The organism is Lysinibacillus sp. FSL M8-0355 (assembly GCF_038008985.1).
GTDB lineage: Bacteria > Bacillota > Bacilli > Bacillales_A > Planococcaceae > Lysinibacillus > Lysinibacillus fusiformis_D.
Genome location: NZ_JBBPAI010000001.1, coordinates 23,044 through 40,038 on the forward strand (window position 1 = coordinate 23,044; position 16,995 = coordinate 40,038).

16 protein-coding genes and 1 other annotated feature are annotated in these 16,995 nt (G+C 37.6%); of the genes, 14 read left to right on the forward strand and 2 right to left on the reverse strand.

Features of this window, described 5'->3' with window-relative positions:
* The first annotated feature begins 9 nt into the window (after positions 1-9).
* From guaB to asnB, 3 genes are all read left to right on the forward strand, one after another.
* On the forward strand, positions 10-1,473 hold the full coding sequence (guaB, locus tag MKY46_RS00090; RefSeq protein ID WP_036122042.1) for an IMP dehydrogenase: 1,464 nt from the start codon (positions 10-12) through the stop codon (positions 1,471-1,473).
* A gap of 142 nt (positions 1,474-1,615) precedes the next feature.
* Positions 1,616-2,947, forward strand: coding sequence for a D-alanyl-D-alanine carboxypeptidase family protein (locus tag MKY46_RS00095; RefSeq protein ID WP_080717062.1), 1,332 nt, complete (start codon positions 1,616-1,618; stop codon positions 2,945-2,947).
* 100 nt (positions 2,948-3,047) lie between these two features.
* Complete coding sequence (gene asnB, locus MKY46_RS00100) at positions 3,048-4,883, forward strand: asparagine synthase (glutamine-hydrolyzing) (RefSeq protein ID WP_340833593.1); 1,836 nt, start codon at positions 3,048-3,050, stop codon at positions 4,881-4,883.
* Positions 4,884-4,901: 18 nt separating this feature from the next.
* On the opposite strand, the gene pdxR is transcribed toward asnB, so the two are convergent.
* Entirely contained in the window at positions 4,902-6,323 is a 1,422-nt protein-coding gene (pdxR, locus tag MKY46_RS00105; protein ID WP_080717063.1) for a MocR-like pyridoxine biosynthesis transcription factor PdxR, read from the reverse strand.
* Positions 6,324-6,425: 102 nt separating this feature from the next.
* Between pdxR and pdxS the strand changes: the two genes are divergently transcribed.
* The 4 genes from pdxS (at position 6,426) to MKY46_RS00125 (ending at position 10,164) form a co-directional block, all read left to right on the forward strand.
* Positions 6,426-7,310 (forward strand): pyridoxal 5'-phosphate synthase lyase subunit PdxS, encoded by an 885-nt coding sequence (gene pdxS / locus MKY46_RS00110; RefSeq protein WP_340833596.1) that lies wholly within the window; start codon positions 6,426-6,428, stop codon positions 7,308-7,310.
* Between the two features lies 1 nt (position 7,311).
* Positions 7,312-7,875, forward strand: coding sequence for a pyridoxal 5'-phosphate synthase glutaminase subunit PdxT (pdxT, locus tag MKY46_RS00115; RefSeq protein ID WP_036122068.1), 564 nt, complete (start codon positions 7,312-7,314; stop codon positions 7,873-7,875).
* Between the two features lie 49 nt (positions 7,876-7,924).
* Positions 7,925-8,140, forward strand: a binding site (T-box leader).
* 76 nt (positions 8,141-8,216) lie between these two features.
* Positions 8,217-9,497, forward strand: coding sequence for a serine--tRNA ligase (gene serS, locus MKY46_RS00120; RefSeq protein ID WP_036122092.1), 1,281 nt, complete (start codon positions 8,217-8,219; stop codon positions 9,495-9,497).
* A 421-nt stretch (positions 9,498-9,918) separates the two neighbouring features.
* Entirely contained in the window at positions 9,919-10,164 is a 246-nt protein-coding gene (locus tag MKY46_RS00125; RefSeq protein ID WP_051891647.1) for a sigma 54-interacting transcriptional regulator, read from the forward strand.
* A gap of 118 nt (positions 10,165-10,282) precedes the next feature.
* Here the strand turns inward: MKY46_RS00125 and tadA are convergent, their stop codons facing one another.
* Entirely contained in the window at positions 10,283-10,798 is a 516-nt protein-coding gene (gene tadA, locus MKY46_RS00130) for a tRNA adenosine(34) deaminase TadA (protein WP_196243739.1), read from the reverse strand.
* Positions 10,799-11,032: 234 nt separating this feature from the next.
* Between tadA and MKY46_RS00135 the strand changes: the two genes are divergently transcribed.
* The 7 genes from MKY46_RS00135 (at position 11,033) to MKY46_RS00165 (ending at position 16,986) form a co-directional block, all read left to right on the forward strand.
* Entirely contained in the window at positions 11,033-11,368 is a 336-nt protein-coding gene (locus MKY46_RS00135) for an ArsR/SmtB family transcription factor (protein WP_036122070.1), read from the forward strand.
* Between the two features lie 19 nt (positions 11,369-11,387).
* A complete protein-coding gene (locus MKY46_RS00140) occupies positions 11,388-12,335 on the forward strand; it encodes a cation diffusion facilitator family transporter (protein WP_036122073.1) in 948 nt (315 codons plus the stop codon).
* Positions 12,336-12,402: 67 nt separating this feature from the next.
* Positions 12,403-12,735 carry a metal-sensitive transcriptional regulator gene (locus MKY46_RS00145; protein WP_036122075.1) on the forward strand — a complete coding sequence of 111 codons (333 nt, stop codon included), beginning with the start codon at positions 12,403-12,405 and terminating at the stop codon, positions 12,733-12,735.
* 32 nt (positions 12,736-12,767) lie between these two features.
* Positions 12,768-12,974 carry a copper chaperone CopZ gene (gene copZ / locus MKY46_RS00150; protein WP_058843215.1) on the forward strand — a complete coding sequence of 69 codons (207 nt, stop codon included), beginning with the start codon at positions 12,768-12,770 and terminating at the stop codon, positions 12,972-12,974.
* An 81-nt stretch (positions 12,975-13,055) separates the two neighbouring features.
* Positions 13,056-15,467, forward strand: coding sequence for a heavy metal translocating P-type ATPase (locus tag MKY46_RS00155; protein ID WP_340833598.1), 2,412 nt, complete (start codon positions 13,056-13,058; stop codon positions 15,465-15,467).
* A 215-nt stretch (positions 15,468-15,682) separates the two neighbouring features.
* On the forward strand, positions 15,683-16,318 hold the full coding sequence (locus MKY46_RS00160; protein ID WP_036122083.1) for a deoxynucleoside kinase: 636 nt from the start codon (positions 15,683-15,685) through the stop codon (positions 16,316-16,318).
* Complete coding sequence (locus tag MKY46_RS00165; RefSeq protein ID WP_036122086.1) at positions 16,318-16,986, forward strand: deoxynucleoside kinase; 669 nt, start codon at positions 16,318-16,320, stop codon at positions 16,984-16,986. The genes MKY46_RS00160 and MKY46_RS00165 overlap by 1 nt, the downstream gene beginning before the upstream one ends.
* The last annotated feature ends 9 nt before the right edge of the window (positions 16,987-16,995 follow it).

Sequence of the window (16,995 nt, forward strand, 5' to 3'; positions counted from 1 at the left end):
GTTACGAAAATGTGGGAGACTAAATTTGCCAAAGAAGGTTTAACTTTTGATGATGTATTATTAGTACCAGCTCATTCCGAAGTATTACCGAAAGATGTTGATCTATCTGTTCAATTAACACCAAAGATTAAATTAAACATTCCAATGGTCAGTGCAGGTATGGATACAGTTACAGAGTCTAAAATGGCGATTGCTATGGCACGTCAAGGCGGTATCGGTATTATTCATAAAAACATGGGGATCGATGAGCAAGCTGAACAAGTAGAAAAAGTAAAACGTTCTGAAAATGGTGTTATTACAAACCCATTCTTCTTAACTCCGACACATCAAGTTTTCGATGCTGAGCATCTAATGGGTAAATACCGAATCTCTGGTGTACCTATTGTTGATAGTATGGAAAATCAAAAGCTAGTAGGGATTATTACAAACCGTGACTTACGTTTTATCTCTGATTACTCTTTAAAAATTGAAGATGTAATGACAAAAGAAGATTTGATTACAGCACCTGTAGGAACGACTTTAGAGGATGCTGAAAAAATTCTTCAACAATATAAAATCGAAAAACTTCCAATTGTAGATGAAGAAGGTAGATTAACTGGTCTTATTACAATTAAAGATATCGAGAAAGTAATTGAGTTCCCGAATGCTGCTAAAGATACACATGGTCGTTTACTAGTAGGAGCAGCAGTCGGTGTATCAAAAGATACAATGGTGCGTATTGAGAAACTTGTAGAAGCACAAGTTGACATTGTAGTAATCGATACAGCCCATGGGCATTCAGAAGGCGTTTTACAAACAATCCGTTCAATCCGAGAAACCTACCCAGAGTTAGAGATCATTGCTGGTAACGTAGCAACAGGAGAAGGTGCACGTGCATTATTTGAAGCTGGTGCAGATGTTGTTAAAGTAGGTATTGGTCCAGGTTCTATTTGTACTACACGTGTTGTAGCTGGTGTGGGTGTACCACAAATTACAGCAGTATATGATTGTGCTACAGTAGCCCGTGAGCTTGGTAAAACAATTATTGCTGATGGTGGTATTAAATACTCTGGTGATATCGTAAAAGCTCTAGCAGCTGGAGGTAATGTTGTAATGCTTGGTTCACTTCTTGCAGGTACATCTGAATCTCCTGGAGAAACAGAAATCTTCCAAGGACGTCGTTTCAAAGTTTACCGTGGTATGGGTTCTATCGGAGCAATGGAAAAAGGTTCTAAAGATCGTTACTTCCAAGAGGATGCGAAAAAATTAGTACCTGAGGGTATTGAGGGTCGCCTTCCATATAAGGGACCATTAGCTGATACAATTTACCAACTGATTGGTGGTATTCGCGCTGGTATGGGTTATTGTGGAGCACCACATCTTGAGCACCTACGAGATAATGCACAATTTGTTAGAATGACAGGTGCTGGTCTACGTGAATCACATCCACATGATGTACAGATTACAAAAGAATCACCAAACTATTCCATGTAATAAATTACTTGCAACTTTTATGCTTTCGCATCGTCTACAAAGATGGCGCGAGAGCATTTTTTTATGGTAGAGAGTCAACACGGTTGTTGTTATCTATGATAAAATGTCGAGGACAAGATTATTTTTTTGGAGGGCTTTAAAGGTGAAAAAGAAAATGAACACCGTATTACGTTTACTCCTAATCCCTGTTTTATTATTTAGTATTTTTGCGGGTATTCCTGCAAAGGCAAATGCGGAAACAGATTTGGGATTAACAGTGGATGCTGCGATTTTAATTGACGCAGATTCAGGGAAAATTTTATATGAACAAAACGCAGATACTTCACTAGGTATTGCAAGTATGACGAAAATGATGACTGAATACCTGTTACTGGACGCGATTGATGCAGGGACAGTTAAGTGGGAACAGGAATATCAAGTAACAGATTATACGTATCGTATGTCTCAAAATCGTGCATTAAGTAATGTACCTTTACGTAGAGATGGCTCTTACACGATCCGTGAGTTATACGAAGCCATGGCCATTTATTCGGCAAATGCGGCAACCGTAGCTATTGCCGAAACGATTGCGGGTTCTGAGACTGAATTTTTAAAGTTAATGAATAAAAAAGCAGAGGAACTTGGCTTAGAGGGCTATAAATTTGTCAATTCTACGGGTCTTAATAACGCTGATTTATTTGGTATGCATCCATCAGGTACAGGTCCAGAAGACGAAAATGTAATGCCTGCTAAATCTGTAGCTAAATTGGCGTATCATCTATTAAAAGACCACCCGAAGGTTTTAGAAACATCTCAAATTACAAAGAAAACGTTCCGTGAAGGCACAGATGATGCCATTGAAATGTCTAACTGGAACTTTATGTTACCTGGATTAGTGTATGAATATCAAGGGGTAGATGGATTAAAAACAGGTACAACAAACTTTGCAGGTCACTGCTTCACAGGTACTGCAGAGCGCAATGGTACTCGTTTGATTGCGGTGGTTATGAAAGCTGTTGATGCAAATGGACAAGGATCATATGCAGCTCGCTTTGATGCCACAGCAAAATTATTTAATTATGGTTTTTCACAATTCTCTAAACAAGAAATTTTACCAGCGAACTATACATTCAAAGATCAAAAAACGGTAAAAGTGACAAAAGGTAAAGAAGACAAAGTAGCGATTGCAGTAAAAGAACCAATTTCATTTATGATTAAGTCTTCTGATAAAGATTTATATAAACCTACATTGGTTTTAGATAAAAAGAGTTTAGAGGCAGATGTTAAGAAAGACACTGTTGTAGGAAAGGTCGTTATTGAGCGCACAGAAGGCACTGATTACGGCTTTATCGATGGCAAGGATATTTCATCCGATGTTGTCACAACAGAGGCTGTAGAGCGTGCTAGCGGTATTTCATTGTTCTTCCAAGGTATAGGTAACTTCTTCGGCAATTTATGGGGAGGCATTACAGACTTTGTTGGGGGACTATTTTAATCTATAGTTAATAAGCACATGAATGTTATAAAGCATTCATGTGCTTTTTCACATTTTAGCATAGTCCTGCATAAGCTAATAGGCGAAAGGATGTGGCTAAATGTGTGGAATTACAGGATGGGCTAGTTTTCAAAGGGATTTAAGAACAAGTGACACAATTTTAAAATCGATGACACAAACATTAAATAAAAGAGGGCCGGATGATGAAAATATTTGGTGTAGTGAGCATATTGCATTTGGCCATCGACGATTGGCAGTTATCGATCTAATTGGCGGCAAACAGCCAATGAAAAAAATACATGATGGCGTAAACTATGTCATTACATACAATGGCGAACTTTATAATACGGAAGAGTTACGTAAAGAACTTTTAAAAAGAGGACACAGCTTTACAACACATTCAGATACGGAAGTGTTATTAACTGCCTATATTGAATGGAAAGAAAAATGTGTAGATTTTTTAAATGGCATTTTTGCCTTCGGTGTTTGGGATGAGCAAACACAATCACTATTTTTATGCCGAGATCGATTAGGTGTGAAACCTTTGTATTATACAGAGCAACAAGGCGGTGTGCTTTTTGCATCTGAAGTGAAGGCCTTGTTGGTACATCCGACGGTTCAAGCAAGTGTAAATGTGGAAGGATTGGCAAGTATGATGGCTGTAGGGCCCTCTAGAGCACCAGGCAAGACACTTTTTCAAAATATCGAGGAATTAAGACCGGGATATGCTATGCGGTTTTCCAGAGAAGGCTTGAAAAAGTGGCCATATTGGCAGCTACAAAGCCAAAGGCATGAAGAAACATTAGAGGAAACTACTGAGCATGTTCGTTTTTTATTGACGGATGCGATTGAACGTCAGCTTATTTCAGATGTACCTATTTGTACATTTCTTTCAGGTGGACTTGATTCAAGTATCATTACCGGCATTGCAGCAAATAGATTTCAACAACAAAATCATAAATTGCATACATTTTCTATCGATTACGAAGATAATGAACGTTTCTTTAATCCACATGCTTTCCAAACATCAACGGATACGTATTGGATTCAAAAAATGACGGATACTTTCCAGACAACACATCATGCAGAGGAAATCACGCAACAACAATTAATTGATTTATTAGTAGAATCAGTGATCGTCCGGGATTCTCCTGGAATGGCAGATGTCGACTCATCGTTATTATGGTTTTGTCGAGAAATAAAAAAAGATTTTACTGTAGCATTATCAGGAGAGTGTGCAGATGAAATTTTTGGTGGATACCCATGGTTTCAAGAAAAAACTTCAGGTTTTCCTTGGATTCGTTCATTGTCTGAAAGAGGTGGATTACTTCAAGAGAAGTGGGATAAAAAATTAAAAATTGAGTCCTATGCACATCAACTCTACACACAAACAATGGCTGAAGTACCGTTGTTAGATGGAGAAAGTCCTGCAGAAGCAAGACATCGAGAAATGTTTTATTTAAATATGCTCTGGTTCATGCAAACATTGTTAGAAAGAAAAGATCGTATGAGCATGGGGGCAAGTTTAGAGGTGCGTGTTCCTTTTGCAGATCATAGGCTTGTGGAATATGCTTGGAATATTCCGTGGGAAATGAAGAATTTGGATGGAATAGAAAAAGGATTACTTCGAAAATCGATGGCACACTTATTACCTGATGAAGTGTTGTATCGTAAAAAGAATCCTTATCCTAAAACGTACCACCCTGTTTATACAGCAGGTGTTCAAAAATGGTTGAGAGAAATCCTTCACGATAAAAATTCAATTTTACATGAACTATTTGAACGACAAAAGCTTGCAGAGTTAATTGAATCGGGAGGTAGCTCTTTTAAAATTCCATGGTATGGGCAATTAATGGCAGGGCCTCAGCTTTTAGCATATTTAGGGCAAATTCATACATGGTTTGAACACTATCAGATTCAATTGATTGAAACGTAAAAGAAAATGACCTATCTACTAACTAGTAGACGGGTCATTTTTTTCTATTTCCCAACAATCCATCAGCTGTTCAATGGATTGTTCAATTGTTTGAACAGGTATTCCACCAAAGCCAAGTAAAAATTGAGCATGTGAAGATTCATAATGGTCTAGTCTATAAGCAGATAACGGATAAATACCAATCTCCGCTTGAGAAGCAAGTTGCTGTAATTGTTTTTCTGATAAAATGTGCTGTACTTCTAATAAAATATGCATTCCAGCTTGTTCACCAGTTATTTTAATCGCTGAAGAATATTTTTCTAAAAAGGAGGTTAGCTTATCATGTTTTTTTCGATAAACTTTACGCATTCGATTGAGGTGCTTTGCAAAATGCCCGTCTCGCATAAAATTTGCCACGATATGCTGATCGAAGCGAGGTACAGTAGATGAATAATAATTAAAGACATCGTTATATGTGGCAAGTAGTTTAGGTGGAAGTACAAAATAAGCTACTCGCAAGGATGGCATTAATGACTTTGTAAAAGTACTCATGTAAATCACTGTATCATTTCGATCTAAGGCATGTAGTGCAGGAATTGGTTTTCCAGCATAACGAAATTCCGAATCATAATCATCTTCAATAATATAACGTGAGGAGCTCTGAGCAGCCCAGTTTAAAGCTTGTGCCCGTCTAGTGGCAGATAATACCGCACCGGTAGGAAATTGGTGTGAGGGTGTAATATAAACGACATTAGCGCTCGTTTTTTCAAGCTCATGAATAATAATTCCCTCTTCATCCACTGCAATCGGATAGACTTTTCGCTTATGCTGCGAAAACATACGATGCACGGCTGGGTACCCTGGGTTTTCTAGGGCAAAGCAGGTATCGTCGTTAAAAAGACGTAGGATCATAGGCAGAAGCTGTTCAGTACCAGAGCCAATTACGATTTGCTTTGGATGACAGACAACACCGCGTGATTGATATAGATAATTTGCAATCTCTGTACGTAAAGAAAGTTCACCTTGAGGTTCACCTGTTAATAATAATTCTTTTGAGGTATCGTCAAAAAGCTCTTTCGCATACTTTCTCCATGTTTGAAACGGAAAGGCATCGATATCAATAGAACCAGGATTAAAATCAATTTTGTATGTTTTTTTCTTAGGATGCTCATTGACGGAGGTTACATTGTCTTGCTGAATGTAGGGTAGTTCATCTATTTCTTCAACAAAGTAGCCAACCCGTGATTTAGACATAATATAACCTTCAGCTAATAGCTGTGCATAAGCAATTTCAATTGTTGTTTGAGAAATATTTAAAAAATCGGATAATTTTCTTTTTGACGGTAATTTTTCTCCTACCATTATTTTCTTGGAAATAATAGCATCCTTAATACCGTTATAAAGCTGATCATAAAGCGGTTTATCACTATCTCTTTCAAGCTGAAATAAAAGCATATCCATGTTGTATAACCTCCTGACCTTATGATTATTTTAAAAACTGGATATTTTTATATGGTCAATTTCTATTATACTAAACTTCATCATAAAGGTGGAGGTTAGAAAATGAAACAAACAGGTACAGAGTTAGTAAAACGTGGAATGGCAGAAATGCAAAAGGGTGGCGTTATTATGGACGTCATTAATGCAGAGCAAGCAAAAATAGCAGAAGCAGCAGGCGCTGTAGCCGTTATGGCATTAGAAAGGGTACCTTCAGATATTCGTAAGGCAGGTGGCGTTGCACGTATGGCTGATCCTCGTATTGTGGAGGAAGTAATGGCGGCTGTAACCATTCCTGTTATGGCAAAGGCACGTATAGGGCATATCGTTGAAGCACGCGTTTTAGAGGCAATGGGGGTTGATTATATTGATGAAAGTGAAGTTTTAACACCAGCAGATGAAGAATACCATTTATTAAAAAGTGATTACACAGTACCGTTTGTGTGCGGCTGTCGTGATTTAGGTGAATCAGCCCGTCGTATCGGAGAAGGCGCGTCAATGCTACGAACAAAAGGTGAACCAGGAACAGGGAATATAGTGGAGGCAGTTCGACATATTCGCAAAGTAAATGCTCAGGTACGTAAAGTAGTGGGTATGACAGAAGATGAATTAATGACGGAGGCAAAATTACTGGGGGCTCCTTTCGAATTATTAAGAGAAATTAAACGTCTTGGTCGTTTACCAGTAGTAAATTTTGCGGCAGGTGGTGTTGCTACGCCAGCCGATGCTGCATTAATGATGGAGCTTGGAGCTGATGGCGTTTTCGTGGGCTCTGGTATTTTCAAATCCGAAAATCCAGAAAAATTTGCACGTGCTATTGTGGAGGCGACTACCCACTATAAAGACTATAAGCTAATTGCTGAAATATCTAAAGAGCTCGGTGTACCAATGAAGGGTATTGATATTGCACAGCTTGGGCAAAACGAGCGTATGCAAGAGCGAGGCTGGTAAAATGAAACGAATTGGTGTTTTAGCATTACAAGGAGCAGTCCGTGAGCATGTCCAAATGTTAGAAGGGCTTGATTGTGAAGCGATTTTAGTAAAACAGAAGAAGGATTTAGTGAATCTCGATGGACTTGTACTACCTGGTGGAGAAAGTACGACAATGCGAAAATTGCTGGATCGTTTTGACCTACTAGAGCCAATCCGTGAACTTGCACAGCAAGGTTTACCGGTATTTGGCACATGTGCAGGATTAATTTTATTAGCCAATCAATTAGTGGATGACGAACCGCATTTAGCAGTTATGGATGTGACGGTAGCAAGAAATTCATTTGGACGTCAGATAGATAGCTTCGAAGTTCAACTGGATATTCCTAAAATAGGTGCACGTATTCCAGCAGTTTTTATTCGTGCACCTCATATTGAAGCGGTAGGTAAAGATGTTGATGTTCTCGCTCAGCATGACGGAAAAATAATTTTGGCGCAAGATGGTCATTTATTAGGTTGTTCGTTTCATCCTGAATTAACAGCAGATAAGCGAATTCTTGAATATTTTGTCTCCTCCATGGTATGACTTGCAAAATTTGTTTTCATATAGTACAGTATGGTTAAAATTTAAATAATTGAACACGATGATGGGAAGTAGTAGCAAGCACGTTTTTTTTAGAGAGTCAGCGGTTGGTGGAAGCTGATAAAAGCACTTGTGAATCCGTCCTGGAGTTGCACAGTCGAAGTGAGTGAAGTAGGCTGTAGCCGGCTGAAATGTCGTTATAAAATAAGTGGATTAGGCATACGCCTAGTCAATTAGGGTGGCAACGCGGGTAGCTCTCGTCCCTTTCCAGGGATGAGGGCTTTTTTGTGTTTATTTTGATGCAACAATTTCCCATCATTAAAGAAACTATTGGAGGTATGAATATGTTAGATATTAAACGTGTACGCGATAATTTCGCGGAAATTAAAGAAATGCTATTAACACGTAATGAAGATTTAGGTAACTTAGATGACTTTGAAGGCTTAGATGCAAAGCGTCGTGAATTAATTGCTAAAACGGAAGAATTAAAAGCAGAACGTAATAAAGTATCTGAACAAATTTCACTTATGAAGCGCAATAAGGAAAACGCAGATGAAGTCATTGCTCGTATGCGTCAGGTAGGCGATGAAATTAAAGAATTAGACAATCAATTAAATGATGTAGAAGAGCGCTTTAAAGATATGATGATGCGTTTACCAAACATTCCTCATGAATCTGTCCCAGTAGGCACAACAGAGGACGACAATGTTGAGGAATATACTTGGGGTGAAATTCCAGCATTTGATTTTGATATTAAAGCACACTGGGATCTAGCGACAGATTTGAAAATTGTGGATTTTGAACGTGGCGCAAAAGTAACAGGTAGCCGTTTCTTATTCTACCGTGGTCTTGGAGCTCGTTTAGAACGTGCATTAATGACGTTCATGATGGATTTACATGCAGAAGAGCATGGCTATGAGGAAATGCTACCACCTGTCATTGTAAATCGTGATAGCTTAACAGGTACTGGACAGCTTCCAAAATTCGAGGAAGATGTATTCAAATTAGAAGAAACGGATTATTTCATGATTCCAACAGCAGAGGTTCCAGTAACGAACTTCTATCGTGATGAAATATTACCAGCTGAGGCTTTACCACAAGGTTTTGCTGCGTACAGTGCATGCTTCCGCTCAGAGGCAGGTTCTGCAGGACGTGATACACGTGGTTTAATCCGTCAACACCAATTCAATAAAGTAGAACTAGTTCGTTTTGTAAAACCAGAGGAATCATACGAACAGTTAGAGCTATTAACAGGTCATGCTGAAAGAGTACTGCAATTATTAGGATTACCATATCGTAAACTAAAAATGTGTACAGCCGATTTAGGCTTTACTGCAGCGAAGAAATATGATTTAGAAGTGTGGATTCCAGCACAAAACATGTACCGTGAAATTTCTTCTTGTTCTAACTTTGAGGATTTCCAAGCACGACGTGCAAATATCCGCTTCCGTCGTGAATCAAATGCAAAACCAGAGTATGTTCACACATTAAATGGTTCAGGTCTTGCCATTGGTCGTACAGTTGCCGCTATCCTGGAAAACTATCAACAAGCTGATGGAAGCGTAGTGATTCCTGAAGTTTTAAGACCTTATATGGGCGGTAAAGACGTAATCGCACCAAAATAAACAACAAATGAAAGCTATTTTAGACCATCCTTTAAGGGAGCATCTAAAATAGCTTTTTTAATTTTCCAAAATTGAAATCTCCCATGAAAGGTTTTGTAATTTTTTATAATCTAGCAAATTTAAATATATTAATTAGAAATTCGCTTAACACCTGAAACAAGTACCGTTTTTGAAGTCATGCAATCAGGGAAATCCGTTTTAACCTATGGGCAACAGCTTACAACATTAGATGGTTTTAGTTATTTATCGCTAAACTTATCCCATTATGGAGCAATGGAAAGCTATGGAGGCAATTGAATTCTCAAAGCATTTTTATGAAAGTAAGCAATTAAAATACTTAGATAATTTCCTGGGACATAAACTATCTTGAGATAATCATACGGCTTATCGTCTAGAAAGTTCCATTACGACTAACACTGAAATGAAGTCTCAACTTGAAAAGGCCAGTCTTAGCGCCAAGAAAAATGCTTCGATTTTATTAACAGGGGAAACTAGAACAGAGAAAGATTTTATAGCACAAGTTCTTCATAATGAAAGTTGCCGCTATACTAATGAAGAAAGAAAAGGCCAGTTACAGGAAGCTAATGGTGGAACGTTACTCATTGACCACCAGATGTATCTTTACAAGCAAAGTTATATCGAAGTGAATGTGTTTTCAGACGATTAACTATTTAACCTTAATATTCATTACCTATGAAGATGCTGTTGCTGCTACGACACAGTTCATATATATTGCTATTACTTTGAGGATGAAAAAGAAGGTGTCTCATTAGGAGGCACCTTCTTTAATTGATAGTCTCATTTTTCGAAGCTATACGTGCTTTTTTCTCAGCTTTTTTACGCTCTCGTAAAGCTTTAAAAAAATCGGTTAAGATTTGTCCACATTCATCTGCTAAGATTCCTTCAGATACTTCACATTCATGGTTAAAGCGTGCATCGTTTAATAAACGATAGAGTGAATCTACACAGCCTGCTTTGATATCTCTTGCACCATAGACAACACGTGGTACACGAGATTGCAAAATTGCACCTGCGCACATTGGGCAAGGTTCAAGCGTAACATAGAGTGTTGTTTTTTCGAGACGCCAGCTGCCGATTTTTTTACAAGCCTCTTGAATAACCATTAGCTCAGCATGTGTTGTTGCATTTTGTGTTGTTTCTCGTAAATTATGAGCTTTTGCAATAATTTCCCCATTGTAAACAAGTACAGCACCTATAGGCACTTCCCCAAGTATAGCTGCTTTTTTGGCTTCCTTTAATGCTTGTTTCATAAATAGACGATCTGTTTCAAAAATATCCACTAAAAATCTCTCCTTATAAAGTAGTTTATCCTGCTTAATTGGTAATTGCTACTTTTAACTTTCTTTCAGCGGGTGTCAAGGAATCAGAAAGGAACGCTTTGTGTAAGCACAAAGCTAAATCTGAATGCAACTAGGCTTCGGTATAGTTGATTATTGACATTCCTAAAATAACCCTATATATTTATACATGAACACATGCTCATATATAAATATTTAAGAATGGGGTAAACTTTTATGGATGAAACAATAAAAAGTTCAGAAACACAAAAAATTGCAATTCAGCATTTAGATGAAGAGACATTATTTGTAGTATCTCAAACCTTTAAGGCATTGAGTGATCCGACTCGAATTCGCATTTTAAACTTACTATGTACAGATGAACATTCAGTCAACGACATTGCTGAAATTTTAGATTTAGGCCAATCGACTGTTTCTCATCAATTACGTTTTTTAAAAAATTTACGCTTAGTGAAATTTCGAAGAGAGGGAACAACCTTGTATTATTCTAAGGATGACGATCACATTATGAATTTATTGAAGCAAGCTATTGAGCATGCGACACATAATTAAATGAAATGGAGGAATACAAATGGGACATCAACACGATCACGGTCATGATCATACACATGGTGCAAATAAAAAGGTGTTATTACTGTCGTTTATTATTATTACAGGCTATATGATAGTAGAGGCAATTGGTGGTTTTTTAACGAATAGCTTAGCTCTTTTATCAGACGCAGGTCATATGTTAAGTGACTCTATCTCTTTAGGTATTGCGATGTTAGCCTTTATGTTTGGAGAAAAGGCGGCTAGCTATAGTAAAACGTATGGTTATAAACGATTTGAAATTTTAGCTGCTGTATTAAATGGTATTACATTAATAGGGATAGCATTATTTATTTTCTATGAAGCGTTTAAACGCTTTGCCAATCCGCCTGAAGTAGCTACTTCAGGAATGCTTATTATTAGTACGATTGGTTTGTTCATTAATATTTTAGTGGCATGGATTATGATGCGTGGCAGTGACACAAAAGATAATTTAAATATGCGTGGCGCTTTTTTACATGTACTTAGCGATATGCTAGGGTCTGTAGGGGCAATTGTTGCGGCTTTATTAATTATGTTTTTTGGCTGGGGCTGGGCAGATCCACTTGCGAGCGTAATTGTTGCTTTATTAGTAGTAAGAAGTGGCTACTATGTTACAAAGGCTTCAATCCATGTCTTAATGGAAGGAACACCTTCAAATGTAGATGTTCAGGAAATTATTCAACTAATAGAACAGACGGATGGAATAAAAAGTATCCATGATCTACACATCTGGACAATTACTAGTGGAACGAATGTATTGTCCTGTCATGCGGTTGTCAATGAACAGTTAAAAATAGCTGATGGTGAGCATATTCTACGAAAAATTGAACATAATCTTGAGCATAAGGGTATTAAGCATGTAACCATTCAATTAGAAACGGCATCACATCAACATGAAAATACAATTTTATGCCAATTAAAAAATGATCATGAGCATCATCATGAATAAAAAAATTTTTATGGCTTGCATACCCTTCTTGGGTATAGTATTATGAGGTTGAGATAGGAGGGGTAGAATGGAAGACACAGTAAAAGATGATGTTTGTCATACAGAGGGAGCTACGTCTTGTCGAAAAAGTCATCACCCTGAGCGTGTGAAAAAGGATTTAACAACGCGCTTAAATCGTATTGAAGGCCAGATTCGCGGCATTAAAGGAATGATTGATAAAGACGTTTACTGTGATGATATTATTACGCAACTATCTGCTACACAGTCCGCATTAAATAGTGTGGCAAAAATATTATTAGAAGGTCACTTAAAGGGTTGTGTTGTAGATCGTTTATCAGAGGGCGATGAAGCGGTTTTAGATGAGTTAGTAGTAACGATTCAAAAGTTAATGAAAAAATAAATATAAACCATATTAAAAGGAGAGATTTTATTATGCAAAACGTAACGTTAAATGTACAAGGAATGTCATGTGGTCATTGTGTAAGTGCAGTTGAAAAAAATGTTGGTGCTTTAGCTGGTGTTGAACAAGTAAAAGTTAATTTAGCAGATGGTTTAGTTGATGTTGCATTTGATGATGCACAGGTATCCATTGATCAAATTAAAGAGACAATTGATGATCAAGGCTATGATGTAAAATAGTAGTTGCAGAGTGCTCCTGTAGCACTCTCTTATTTTCAAAAATATATACCCCCTGTTGGTATAAGGAGAGGTGAAAGGTAAATGAGTTCTGATATAAAAGAAGCGAATTTGCAAATTACAGGCATGACATGTGCAGCCTGTGCCACTCGTATAGAAAAAGGCTTAAATAAAATGGATGGGGTAGAACAAGCGACGGTTAATTTAGCGCTAGAAAAATCATCTATTAAGTATGACTCAAAAAAGCTAACTGAAGAAGATTTTGAAAAGAAAATAGAAGCACTAGGTTATGGTGTTGTTAAACAAAAGACTGAGCTTGATATTACGGGTATGACATGTGCAGCTTGTGCGACTCGCATTGAAAAAGGGTTAAATAAGCTAAGTGGTATTTCTTCTGCCAATGTTAACCTAGCACTGGAAAAAGCGGTGATTGAGTTTAATCCATCAGAAGTGTCCATGGCAGATATCATTGCAAAGGTAGAGAAGTTAGGCTATGGTGCTCATCAAAAGGCAGATGAGCAGGAAACAGTGGATTACCGTGAAAAAGCCATTAAACAGCAACAACGGAAATTTATTTTTTCGGCTATTCTTTCTTTACCATTGCTTTGGACGATGGTCGGCCATTTTTCCTTTACGTCATTTTTATATATGCCAGAATTCCTTATGAATCCATGGGTCCAAATGCTATTGGCTACTCCTGTGCAATTTATTATTGGTAAGCAATTTTATGTAGGTGCCTATAAAGCATTACGCAATGGCAGTGCAAATATGGATGTACTTGTGGTCATGGGGACATCAGCTGCTTATTTCTATAGTGTCTATCAAGCAATTGTGACGATAGGATCACATCATGGTCCACATCTTTATTTTGAAACGAGTGCAGTTTTAATTACATTAATTTTATTAGGTAAATTATTTGAAGCAAAAGCAAAAGGACGCTCATCTGAAGCCATAAAAAAACTAATGGGACTTCAAGCCAAAACTGCTATTGTTGTACGTGATGGTGTAGAAAAAGAGATTGCTTTAGAAGAAGTGATCATTGGCGATGTAATGTTAGTGAAACCAGGGGAAAAGATACCAGTTGATGGCGAGGTAATTGAGGGAATAACAGCCGTTGACGAATCAATGTTAACAGGGGAAAGTCTACCAGTTGATAAAAAACAAGGCGATCCATTATTTGGTTCTACGATTAATAAAAATGGTTTTATTAAAATGATAGCGACAAAGGTTGGTCGTGATACAGCATTAGCGCAAATCATAAAAGTGGTAGAAGATGCTCAAGGATCAAAAGCACCGATTCAACGTTTGGCAGATCGAATTTCAGGAATTTTTGTACCAATCGTTGTTGGCATTGCAATTGTCACATTTTTAATTTGGATTATATGGGTTCGACCTGGTGAATTTACACCTGCTTTAGAGGTTTTAATTGCAGTACTTGTCATTGCTTGTCCATGTGCTCTTGGATTAGCAACGCCAACGTCAATAATGGCAGGCTCAGGACGTGCAGCTGAATTTGGTATTTTATTTAAAGGTGGAGAACATTTAGAACAAACACAAAGTATTGATACAGTAGTTGTAGATAAAACTGGTACAGTGACACATGGTAAACCTGAGCTTACAGATGTTTTATTAGCATCAGAGCAGGATGAAGTACGCTTTTTATCTTTAATTGGGGCAGCTGAGAAACAATCAGAGCACCCTCTAGCAGAAGCCATTGTACACGGTATAGAAGATCGTGGTATCGCTTTAGGTGAAGTTCAATTCTTCGAAGCAATACCTGGTTATGGTGTGCAGGCAACTGTCTCAGGTCAAGGTATTGTCATTGGTACACGTAAATTAATGCAACAATATGGAATTTATATTGATGATATATTACCAACCATGGAGCAACTAGAACGCAACGGCAAAACAGCGATGCTTGCTGCCATTAATGGTCGATATGCAGGCTTAGTAGCGGTCGCTGATACAGTGAAAGATACATCAAAAGAGGCTATTCATCGTTTACAGGATATGGGCATTACGGTCATTATGATGACTGGTGATAATGAACGGACTGCTCAAGCCATAGGAACAGAGGTAGGCGTAAATCATGTAATTGCTGAAGTATTACCTGAAGGCAAAGCAGATGAAGTGAAAAAGCTTCAAGCTCAAGGGAAAAAAGTAGCGATGGTAGGTGACGGTATTAATGATGCACCTGCACTGGCAACCGCAAATATTGGTATGGCAATCGGTACAGGAACAGACGTTGCGATGGAAGCGGCAGACATTACGCTAATTCGTGGTGACTTAAATAGTATCGCAGATGCCATTCTAATGAGTCGAAAAACAATGCGTAATATTAAACAAAATCTATTTTGGGCATTTGCCTATAATACATTAGGTATTCCTATTGCTGCAATCGGTCTACTTGCTCCGTGGGTGGCAGGGGCGGCAATGGCTTTCAGTTCGGTATCGGTAGTATTGAATGCACTACGATTACAGCGAGTGAAATTATAAGAATTGTAAGGGCATTGGGAAGTATATTCTCGATGTCTTTTTTCTATGAATTAGAGAAAAATCGCGCAGAGAAATTTACTAGAACAATCAATAGGTTGATTCTGTTTTTCATTTTCCTACTATGATAGAATGAAAAGTACTGATTTATTTAATGAATGAGGTGCCAAAGTAGGGCACAACGTGATAATCCATCGAACAAAAAGGAGGAACTTCTGGTGACGGTTCCATTTGTTACGGTAGAAGGTCCGATTGGTGTTGGTAAAACCTCTTTATCAAAAGAGATAGCAGCGACATTTAATTACCATCTATTAAAAGAAATTGTAGACGAAAACCCTTTTTTAAATAAGTTTTATGAAAACATTGAGGAGTGGAGTTTCCAAACGGAAATGTTCTTCCTTTGTAATCGCTATAAGCAATTAACGGATATTAAAAAATTTCGATTAGCGCATGCCAAACCGGTTGTAGCAGACTATCATATTTTTAAAAATTTAATATTTGCGAAACGTACATTGGCGCCAACTGAGTACGACAAGTACGAGGAAATCTATAGAATTTTAACGAAGGATATGCCTGTTCCAAATGTAGTGGTTTATTTACATGCCAGCGTTGAAACATTAATGAAGCGTATCGCCATGCGTGGTCGAGAATTTGAAAAGATGATTTCACGAGATTACATGGAGCAGCTTGTGGCTGATTATCATTCCTTTATCCAGCATTTTGAGAACATGCATCCTGAAATTCCAGTTATTCGATTTAATGGAGATCAGCTTGATTTTGTAAAAAATCCAAATGATTTAGAACATGTTTTAAAAATAATTAAAGATACGTTACAACAAAGGAGTTTGCAATAATGAATTTAAGAGAGAAGTATGATATTCCACCACAAACAGTCATCACTATTGCAGGAACTGTTGGTGTAGGAAAATCAACGATGACAAAGGCATTGGCAGAGGCACTAAACTTTCGTACATCATTCGAGAAAGTAGATACGAATCCATACCTTGATAAATTTTATGATGACTTTGAAAAATGGAGCTTTCATTTACAGGTTTACTTTTTAGCAGAGCGATTTAAAGAACAGAAGCGTATTTTTGAATATGGCGGAGGATTTGTACAAGATCGATCCATTTACGAAGATACTGGGATTTTTGCTAAGATGCACTATGATAAAGGAACAATGAGTCCGACAGATTATGAAACATATACAAATTTGTTTGATGCGATGGTGATGACACCCTATTTCCCGCATCCAGATTTGCTTGTCTATCTTGAAGGACCAATTGATGCAGTTATTGGTCGTATTCAAGAGCGTGGACGTGCCATGGAGCAACAGACACCGAATGATTATTGGGTAGAAATGCATGAACGCTACGAAAACTGGATTAATAACTTTAATTCCTGTCCAGTTCTTCGTTTAGATATTAACGATTATGATTTATTAAAAAATCCTGATGCCATTGAATCAATTGTGAGCCGCATCAGTCATATGCTAAAACAAACAAGCCATTTACGAAAGTAAAAGTAAATG